Genomic DNA, 10421 nt, shown 5'->3' with positions numbered 1-10421 from the left:
TTGCATCCTGATTATTGAGTTGCGATCATTAAATCAGTTTACAAGATAGAAGTTGAACTATGCTGCCGTAAGCTCACTAAGAATATGCCAGAACTGAGTCAGATGCATAGGCATGATTTTTAATGTTCTTGCCGTGCCTATGTTGTCGATATAACATTTTTATAGTTGATCTTGATCGAAGTTTAGCAATCTTATTTTTATAAATATAAATTCACTATTGAAAACGGTAATGATAGCCATTACCATCTGCGAAATGGTAATTTTACTATGAAATAAGAATTAACTAAGGCTAGATATGAAATCTCTTTCTTTGGCAATTGTATTGCCATTATCACTTATTGCCCTTTCTGTTAACCAAGCGGTTGCTAATTCAGCTATCGACACCGAAAATACCCAAAAATTTGCTGGCGAAACTATTGTAATAACGGCTACTCGCTATCAACAAGATGTTGATAAAATTCCTGGTGCGATAACAGTTATCACCGAAGATGACATCGCAAAACAAATTAGTATTAGCGATGATTTAACATCCGTTTTAGCCAACCTTGTTCCCAGTATGACTCCTTCTAGGCAAAAACTGTCTAATCAAGGTGAAAATCTACGTGGCCGCACAGCGTTAATTTTAGTCGATGGCGTACCACAAAATAACCCATTAAGGAATGGTAATCGTTATGGCTATCCAGTGGATTCTTCTACATTAGAGAGAATTGAAGTCGTTAATGGTGCTAGTGCTGTTCATGGTATGGGCGCTACCGGTGGTTTGATTAACTACATTACTATGTCAGCTAAAGAAGGTGATAATTTTAAGCAAACAATTGGACTGCGTATTAACGACAGTTTTAGTAGCGATTCAACCAGTACAAAAACATGGTACAACTTACGTCATTTTGACGAACAATTTGATATTGTCGCTGCTGCTTCTTGGCATGATCAAGGTATTTATTATGATGGAAATGGTCACCCGATAGGGATGAACTCTATTCAAGGAGAAACTCAAGATTCAACCGCGACCAACTTCTTCCTTAAAACGGGGGTGAATTTTGGTGAACAACGACTCGAATTTTCAACCAATCACTATGAATTAGAAAGCAATAATAATTATGTGCCAATTAAAGGTAACTTCAATGATGGCATTGTCGGTACTGTTGAAAAAGGAGCCTCTACTGGCGAGCCAATTTCTAACCAAGTTGAGGCATATAACATAAATTATAGTCATGATAATCTAGCCGATGGCGGCTTAACGGTGCAGTTTTTCTATCAGGAGTTTGACGCTATTTATGGGGAAGCAAGCTGGCGAGCCACTCCAACAGTGATTAGAGATCAAGGCATTATTACCTCAACGAAAAAAGGAATGAAGCTGGCGTATTCACAAATTGACCTTTTGAACTTAGATGATAGCTGGGTATTTGGTATTGACGTATTAGATGACAGCACACAGCAACGTTTAGTGGCTACAGGTTTAGGGGTTACCCCTGAAATGTCTTACCTAGGTGTATCCCCATTCGCTCAAGGCGATATATTAGTAAATGATGCTCTAAGACTTACCGGTGGATTACGTTATGAAACTACCACTGTTGATGTTGAGAATGATCAAACACTTTATAGTTATGGTTTGTATGATGAAGATGGCAACCCTCATGGGCAAGTTGATATTATTGGTGGCGAACAAGATTTTAATGAGTTGGTTTTTAACCTAGGCGCAGTCTATGAATTAACTGATGAGATGAATGTTTTTGCTGGCTTTAATCAAGGTTTTGGTTTGCCTGACATTGGTCGTGTACTACGAGGTAATTGGATTGGCGATCAAGGTCAACCTCTTAATGGCGATATTAATATTGACTTTAATACTATGCCTGCAGTTAAACCTGTAGTGACTGATAACTACGAAATTGGTCTTAACTATACCGATGACCAATGGCGAGTAACGGCTTCAACCTATTATTCATTAGCAAAAGATGGCGCTAATTTGTCCTTAAATTCAGGTGGAACATATGATGTGGTTCGTCAACGTACTGAAATAACCGGTGCTGAATTTACCGCTAAATATCAATTAAATGAGCAGTTGTCACTGCAAGCACTTTATTCAACCATTAAAGGTGAAGTCGACAGTAATAGTGATGGCAGTGTAGACAGTGATATGGATTTGAAAAACATATCCCCTGACAGATTCATGTTTGCAGCAAACTTTGATGCAACAGATAACGTATCTACTCGTATTCAAGTAAATACGCTTATGGATTCAGAAAACAACGATAAAGAACAGCAGTTTGACGGTTATACCCTTGTTGATGCTTCTATAAAATATGATCTGCAAAAATATGGTCGATTAACCTTTGCCGTAGAGAACGTAATGGATAAATTTTATGTTGGCTATTTCAGTCAGATCAGAAAGCATCCATCTTATTACTTTTCAGGTAAAGGACGTAACTACTCATTGAGCTATGAATTTAATTTTTAAAAATGAAACAAGTTAAGCTTCATAAGTTTTTAGCTTGGACTGTTGGAGGCTGGTTAGCATTAATCAGCCTCAGTGGTTCGTTTTTATTATTTAAAAGCACATTCTTGCACTGGCAATACCCTCAAATGCTCACTTCAGTAAGTAGTAGCGTTTCCAAAGCTGCTGTACTTAATACCATTACAACAAGTAAAGTCTACCAAACTATTATGTTTCCTTCAGCCGAAGCACCTTATTATCAAGCTTTTGATGCTAATGGTGATATAGATTATTGGGATCAAAATGGCTTGTTTATAGTCACTCGCTATTATTTATCTGATTTCATCAGTGTTTTAGAACAATGGCATATGAATTTATTGCTCAATGATATCGGATATCAATTACTTAACTTTATCTCATTATTATCGTTATTTCTCATTATTACTGGCTTAATTAGTTGGTGGCCTAAACATTGGAGTAGACGTTTATTTCGTGTTAGCTTTCAGTTTAATCTGCGCATATTTAGGCAATGGCATACCGTAATGGCTAGTATTGGATTTTTATTCTTATTGATCCCAATATTAACCAGTATTGGCATGCTTTATAAGCAGCCAAGTATTAAAACATTACAGCTGTTGTTTAATGATCCCGTGATGACTAAAGCGACGTTAGCAACAAAAAGTAGCCCTAGAGCACTGGGAAATCAACAGTGGGATAAGTGGCTTTCGAGTGCCCGTAAATTGGAAACTATGAAAGGGGCTGAACTAACCCGGGTTTATATTCGACAAAGTACAGATGACTTAGTCGTTTTACGGTTTAAGCAAGCTGATGAATGGCACCAATATGGACGAAATTTTGTTTATTTAGATCCAAATACGGCTGAAATTAAGAAAGTAAAAGATACTCATCTTATCGGTGCTGGATTACGTTGGTATCAAAGGATTTATCCCATTCATACTGCAAATGTTGGGGGTATAGTATTTAAAATAGCTTTATTATTAGTGGGTATACTTCCTATACTACTGCTTGTTACTGGTGCTATGTATCGTAAACAGCTTCAAAAAAGGGCATCTAAAAAATAAGATGACTTCAGACACATTTCTGGTCAGAAACTTGCTAAAGTCAAAGGTCTAAATTCTACCGTTCACATTACAATAAATATGGGTAAAATCGGAAACACCAGGAAACTGTAGTGGTCGACCTCTAATCAAGTGGCTAAATTCTGTGTGCCACTTTAGGCGCACTGATTAAGCTTTTTTGATTTCATCGAATAACATTAAAAATTCTTTTTTTCTCATTTTGGCACGATAAGTAGGTATATCTGCACTATTCTCGGAAATCGCGTTTTAGCCCTTACACCGAAATAAATTGCAGCTATGCTATCTTCAAGAAAAGAGCTAAGCATGATTGGTTATTGCCAGTAGTCCGAACCACCCATGAGATACTTGTGAAAAATGAGGTCTAGTTTATCAAGCGGACACTGATGATTAACTCAGTATCCTCCCACAGTAAACTCTCTGGTTTCTCTATAACGTCTATACATTTAGTATTGTCATCTATAAATAAATCATGGGTTAATAAATACATAAAAAGCGCATCCCAAGCCGAAAAATAGGCAGAGAAGTTGTTTACTTTTACCCTACCACATAGATAACTGCCGGCCTCTAAAATGAGATTGGCTTGTTCAGGCCGCTGGCAAAAATAGCCGACTTCAAACTGCCCCACATCCACTTGTTGATCCTTAATGCTCAGCTGCATTAAGTTCACCATGGCTAATCCTTCGCCTTTAGGCTTAATTTCACACCATACCTTGTACATTTTCGTTATGCTGCTGGTGCTTAGCCCCTTAGTCACTAGGGAGCGACTAGGGTACTCTCGCACTTCAAACCCTATTTTAGCGGCCATTTTCTCTTCTAGGCTTTGCTGTAACATCTTCATAGGCTGCCCAAGACGGCGCATCAAATCATCGAAGAAGTCTAGTTGATTTTGCTTTTGCTTAATCTCTTTTGCCGTAAGCCCTAAGCTGCGTTTTAGCGCCTTTGCTAACGCCTGCGAAGAGGAAAAACCCGCTTCCAAGGCGACCTCTGTCACAGTCAGTGTTGGCTCACTTATCATTAAATCTACAGCCCAACCCAAGCGTTTTCGGCTTAGGTATTGTCCCGGTGTCTCATTAAACACTAAGGCAAACATGCGGTGAAAATGGTGGGGGGAAATCGCGCTTTGTTTGGCAATCTCCTCCCAGGTGAGACTATTCCCCTCAAAAAGCATCTTCTCCATGCTCGCCATCGCGAACTCAAACCTCTGCTTCCATTTTGGCGGCAAGCTTGCCACTAAATGGGCTTCCGGCGCTAAGTCATGCAGTACGAATGGTTTTTCATTTTTCATGGATAATTCCAACTCAATGGGGACCTTTATCAAATACAAGCGCGGCTTGCTGCCCTGCATCATTGTTGCAACCTTTGGGATCTCTTTGACACATAACCAATAAAATAGGCAATAAAATCAGAGTGATAGGCGTTGCCAATAGTTCGCCGAACACTAAAGAAACGGCGGCGGGTTTCAGGTACTGGGCCTGTTCTGAGCTTTCAAGCATCAAAGGCAGCAAGCCACACACAGTGGTGACTGTGGTAAGAAAAATAGCCCTGAGCCTGCTTCTTCCAGCCTCTAGCGCTGCTGCCACACTTGCCATGCCTTGTTCGATATTTTGATTAAAGCGCGTCATCAATACCAGCGAGTCGTTAATCACTATACCTGTCATGGCCATCATGCCAAATAATGACAAGATACTCACGGGTAAATCCATTAAACCATGCCCTATTATCGCCCCGGCAAAACCAAAGGGGATCACCGCCATAATAATCAAAGGCTGCACATAGGATTGCAGCGGAATAGCCAGTAAGGCAAAAATAAGGATTAAGGTCAGTAACATGGCTTTTTTAAAGCCAATTCGCACTTCGGCTAACTCTTCAAATTCACCGCTAGCGCGAATTTTAACCTCAGGATAGATTAACATAAGTTGTGCTATCGGCTCAGTTAAGCCTTCGAGCACGGCTTCGGGTGTGCTTATGCTGCGGTTTTGACGCCAATATAGGGTCGCGACTCTCTCGCGGTTTAAGCGATATAGCACATCACTCTGACGAGATGTGTTCTGTTCGACCACGTCTTCGAGTAACACATATTTACCTTGTTTCACCTGGATCGGCGTGGCTAATAGCTGACTCAAGGAGCTACGCACCGTTTGAGTAAAACGGATAAGTAGCCTCACTTCTTCCGCATCTTTCATTAATCGTTGCACTTCAAGTTCACCAAAACCGCCGCCAACGACTTCAGCAAGCTTTGCTTGAGTCAGCCCAAGTTGACGGCCATAGTCATTAAGCATAAATTGTATTTCCCTCCTGCCCCCTTGATTATCATCATAAATATCATTCACCCCCGGCATAAGGGCAAGGCTTTGCTTAAGTTGAGTACTGACTTCTTTGGCAAGGGCCGATGTAGGTGCTGTGATGGTTAAGGCTGTGCTACCGGCGACATCATCTGTGGCCTTGTAACGCTGAGCATAGGCGCCTTCTAAGGAGCCAACGGCTTTACGCCAAGCACTGAGCACTTCTTGCGCTGGTAACAGACTTAGGGCGCTATAGGAAAGCTCTGCTACCAACTCGATTCTATGACTCCCCTCGGTAGACACTAAACGCCTGATAATAGGAGATTCATCTAACTGATATTGACTCATTAATGTTTTTTCCGTCTCGATAAGTCCTTGCTCAACTTTTTTGACATTTTCTAACGTCAGAGACAGTGGCGCATCTTGTCTCATAATAATATCGGCACTTAAGAAGCGACTGGGAATATCGGGAAAAAACGCGCTCTTAATGGCCCCTGTTGCCATAAAACCATAGGCAGACAGCATCACACTTGAAAAAATAACTAGGCTAGCAAACTTATTATTCAAGGCGCTCGATAATACCGGCTGATAATAGTTTGCGTAGAATGTGTCTAAGTATGACAAGCAATAACGACGAAGCTTTGCAACAGGGCCTGTGTCATCGGTTTGTTTCATGTTGGCCAAATGATGGGGCAAAATAAACTTACTTTCGATGAGTGAGAAAATCAGTGCTAAGATCACAACTGCTGAGAAACCTGCTAGCATGCGCGCCAGTTCATTTTCAATCCACAGCATGGGGCTAAAAGCGGCAATAGTAGTCAGCACACCAAAAACCGTCGCCGTTGCCACTTTATTGACTCCCTCTTCAGCGGCAAGTTTAGGATCGGCCATGTTCTGCTGGCTCTCATAAATGCTTTCTGCCACCACAACCGCATCATCCACTAAGACCCCAAGTACTAGAATAAAGCCAAACAGTGTGATGTCATTGATTGTGTAGCCCAGCGGTCCCATAAGCCAAAGAGTTCCGGCCAATGAAATCGGTATGCCTAGAGCGACCCAGAAGGCGATTCGAATGTTGAGAAACAAACCTAACAGCACCAGCACTATTAATATCCCTTGCCAGGCGTTAGTGCCCAGTAATGACAACTGCTCCTTGATATAAGGGGACATATCCGCCATCACATCTAGCTTAATATTTTGCGGCAGCTGCGTTTTTAGCTCTTGCACTACTTGGTGGATGGCATCGCTGACATCGAGCAAGTTATCTTTTTTACTGGTTGAAACCATTAGAGACACAGCAGGCTTACCTTGATAACGCACTATGCCATCGACTTCTTCATAGCCCCGTTTAATCTGGGCTATGTCTCCTAAGAGTACTTGGCTATTGTCTGTCACTATCACGGGTATGGCGGCAAGCTTAAGTAAGGTATCGGCATTATTGTCACCGCGAAGCACAATATTGCCCTGGGCTGTTTTCAATAACCCGCTGCGATACTCTAATGACCAAGACTGCATCTGCTCGGCAAGCTGCCCCAAAGTGAGCTTATACTTTCTTAAGGTATCTCTATCTGGCTCTACCACAAGCTCTTGCTCTAATTTACCTAAATCAGTCACTTGAGATATCAATGGATGACGTCTTAGCGCCTGATTAACTTTAATGGCAGCCTGCTGCATTGCTTGGGTATCGGCATCACCGTATAACATCACATAGGCAGCCAAATTGGTGTATTCATCGCGGGTTAATTGTGGCTGCTCAGCCCTAAGGGGCAAGCCGACAATGCCATTAACGGCATTTCGAATATCATCCATCAGAACAGTAAGATCTGTTCCCGTTGTCTTCTTCACTTGAATTAGGGCGAAGCCTCTGCTCGATTGACTGGCTATTTTGCCTATGCCGGCAATGCCACTAATGGCATTTTCTATTCGCTGGGTCACCCCTTCATCTACTTGCTCAGGGCTAGCACCTGGGTAGACGACACTGATTTTCAACTGACTCGTTGGGATCTGCGGAAAGCTTTCAACACGAATAGTGTTCAGGGATAAAATCCCTGCCGCCATAACCAAAAACATCAATAAGTTAGCGGCAATTTTATGATGGATAAACCAATGGGTTAGCCACTTCATTATTTTACCCTCGCTGGCATACTGCTGTCAGACATAGGCTTCTGACTAGATGTTACAAGTATTGCGGCACCATCTGTCAATTCAGGCGATATTTGTTGCCCAGCAATAAGATGAGACATCGGGTAGCGCAATACACCTATGGCCTTTTGTTGCGACTCATAACCCAATAGATCAAACCAAATCTGGTCACCTTTTTGGGATAACAGCGTCACAGAAACAGGCTTGATCCTGTTGTTTTCATCCATCAACCAGACTTGACCATCTTGGGTTAAGGCTGAGGCTGGTGCAGAGTAAGCCATAGAGTGCTTTACACTTGTAACCACAAGGTTTACTTGCTGTTCTGGTAATAACCCTGTTTCAACAAAGGTACCATTGAGGGTGAACACTAAGCTGTATTGATGACTAACAGGGTCTCGCTTGGGTTCAACATACCGTAAAGATAATGGCAAGCTATTACCATCGGCGCGAGTGATCAATGCATTTAGCTCAAGCTGAGATCCTACCGCTACCAGCTTTTGCCACTGCCCTTGGGAGAGCGACACTTGAATATCGAGCACGTCCACAGCAGCAATAGTCAGTAAAGGCTCACCAATTTGTACCTTCTGCCCTGGGGTGATATTTCGCTGCAAAATAATGGCATCGAAAGGCGCTGTTATTTGAGTGTCTTTAAGACGCTGCCTGACATGGGAAAGGTGACTTTTTGCCGCGTTTACCTCTGCCTTTGCAAAGGTTATTTGCGGTTCTAAACGTGAAAACTTTGTCTTAAGTGCGCCGCCCATCTGCAAAGCCACTTGCTGCTCATAGCGAGTTTTAACTAGCTCAAGCTCAGTATTGGCAACTTGGCTAAGCGCAGAATCAACATCTGCTTGGTAGGCATGTTGAGCCAATTGGATTAACACTTGACCTTTTTTAATTCGAGTCCCAGGTTCAAGGGCATCCACTGAGGATTCAAGGCTTCCTTCAAGAGCACTCGTTATATTCGTATGCCAGCGAGAATGGGTAATACCCACTAATTCTATAGGGGCATTAAATACCTGAGACAAAGCCACAACTACAGAGACCTTGGGTAGGGAAATGACATTTGCTTCAGTGTATGCCTCTGGCTCTTCTGTCAATAACACAATCAAGACAGTGAAAATAAAAATAGCGAAGGCCACAAACAGTCCTGAGTGACATTTTATCAAGCCGAAGGTATTAGGTTTGAGAGTTATAGACATGGTGTTTCCTCATTACTGACCTTGTTACTAATGGCGTTGGCAGCATTGGTCTTGGCAGGTACTTGAATAGCTTGATTTAGACGGCTTGAGATTTCCTGAAGTCTAGTCCAACTCTGCAGTGCCATGGGCAGTGCGATGCCCGCTTCGGCAAACTCCCATGAATAGCTGATAATGGTGAACAATTGGCCCGATGAAATTACAGGTAGCCGGGCACCAACCCAAAGGTTGCAGCAAATAAATAGACCCACCAGTAAAAATATGGCACCGTAGATCCAGGCCTCCATATCTGACAGTTTCACCTCCCAACGCTTCAGCCGTTTTAAATGGCGGAAAAATGCCCCGTATTGACGATCTTCCCTGTAGGAAGGCTTGCTGAGTAAATGGACCTGTTGCTCCATTTGAGAATTCAACCCTGCGTTGTAACGATAAAAACGCCCATGACCCAAGCCATAAATGAGTAGCATGCTCACAAGTAGTACTCCAGAGGCAAAGCCCAGTAAGGCATTGACGCTGACAAGTACTATTACTGATATAGTTATTTGGATAAGGGAGGAGAATACTTCTGGTAAGTCGTTTTCTAAAAAGTCGACCAACTCCCTTGCTAGGCTATGGCGGGTGTTACTAATGGACACAGGCATACCATGCAGTCTAGGGGCTAGATCTTTACCTAGCTCTACTTTCATCTCGCCGTACACCCGAGTATCGTACATCCGCCTGAGCACACTCACGCAAATAAGTCCAGCCATCGTCATGGCAAATAATCCTAAGGGGCCTAAATCATTAACAAGAAGACCATCGATGGATAGGCCGATAAATAAAGGAATTAGTGCCATTAAAATATTTTCTAGCGCTAACATTAACCAGGTTAGCCCAATAGCCGCTTTATCTTTTTTAATTAAGCTGGCTACAGATAGGATGTGTTGTGACATTGCTCGCCTCAGAACGAAAATTTCAGTGGCTGCAGCATAAGTATTTACACCTCGGTAAACGTGTCCCAAACTGCGCTTTTTCTTAAAATTAATCCAGCTATGAAAATAATGCCTATTGAGAGCTGTTAATATTTCTACCCCCCCCCCTATTAAGAGAAGTTCGTGCCCTAGCTAAATCCGAAGTGATCACTTTATTTCCTATTACCAAATAGTTATGGAACATCGTTGTGTCATATTTTCTTTTGATTTATGTTTCACATATACCCGTGATCATTGAAAATGCTTGATTTTGTCCCAAATGGGATCATCATAGCCCTATGAAACAAATTACACTC

At 42.1% G+C, this 10421-nt stretch carries 6 protein-coding genes; 2 read left to right on the top strand and 4 right to left on the bottom strand.

Annotated elements, in window-relative coordinates:
* Positions 1–295 precede the first annotated feature (295 nt).
* Together AAEZ02_RS21085 and AAEZ02_RS21080 are read left to right on the top strand one after the other, a co-directional pair.
* Entirely contained in the window at positions 296–2458 is a 2163-nt protein-coding gene (locus tag AAEZ02_RS21085) for a TonB-dependent receptor (RefSeq protein WP_351124877.1), read from the top strand.
* Between the two features lie 2 nt (positions 2459–2460).
* Positions 2461–3516, top strand: a complete 1056-nt coding sequence (locus tag AAEZ02_RS21080; RefSeq protein ID WP_351124874.1) for a PepSY-associated TM helix domain-containing protein — start codon at positions 2461–2463, stop codon at positions 3514–3516.
* 379 nt (positions 3517–3895) lie between these two features.
* Here the strand turns inward: AAEZ02_RS21080 and AAEZ02_RS21075 are convergent, their stop codons facing one another.
* Genes AAEZ02_RS21075 through AAEZ02_RS21060 form a run of 4 tightly spaced genes read right to left on the bottom strand, consistent with a single transcriptional unit; the run spans position 3896 to position 10086 of the window.
* The gene (locus tag AAEZ02_RS21075; RefSeq protein ID WP_351124871.1) at positions 3896–4819 is read right to left on the bottom strand and encodes a helix-turn-helix domain-containing protein; all 924 of its coding nucleotides are present in this window, start codon (positions 4817–4819) and stop codon (positions 3896–3898) included.
* A gap of 13 nt (positions 4820–4832) precedes the next feature.
* A complete protein-coding gene (locus tag AAEZ02_RS21070) occupies positions 4833–7940 on the bottom strand; it encodes an efflux RND transporter permease subunit (protein ID WP_351124868.1) in 3108 nt (1035 codons plus the stop codon).
* Positions 7940–9157 carry an efflux RND transporter periplasmic adaptor subunit gene (locus AAEZ02_RS21065; protein ID WP_124013293.1) on the bottom strand — a complete coding sequence of 406 codons (1218 nt, stop codon included), beginning with the start codon at positions 9155–9157 and terminating at the stop codon, positions 7940–7942. The genes AAEZ02_RS21070 and AAEZ02_RS21065 overlap by 1 nt, the downstream gene beginning before the upstream one ends.
* The gene (locus AAEZ02_RS21060) at positions 9148–10086 is read right to left on the bottom strand and encodes an ABC transporter six-transmembrane domain-containing protein (protein WP_351124864.1); all 939 of its coding nucleotides are present in this window, start codon (positions 10084–10086) and stop codon (positions 9148–9150) included. Before AAEZ02_RS21060 ends, AAEZ02_RS21065 begins: the two co-directional genes overlap by 10 nt.
* Positions 10087–10421 lie beyond the last annotated feature (335 nt).

It is taken from the genome of Shewanella sp. T24-MNA-CIBAN-0130 (assembly GCF_040310185.1).
Lineage (GTDB): Bacteria > Pseudomonadota > Gammaproteobacteria > Enterobacterales > Shewanellaceae > Shewanella > Shewanella psychromarinicola.
This window is presented reverse-complemented; position numbering and strand designations above follow the sequence as displayed.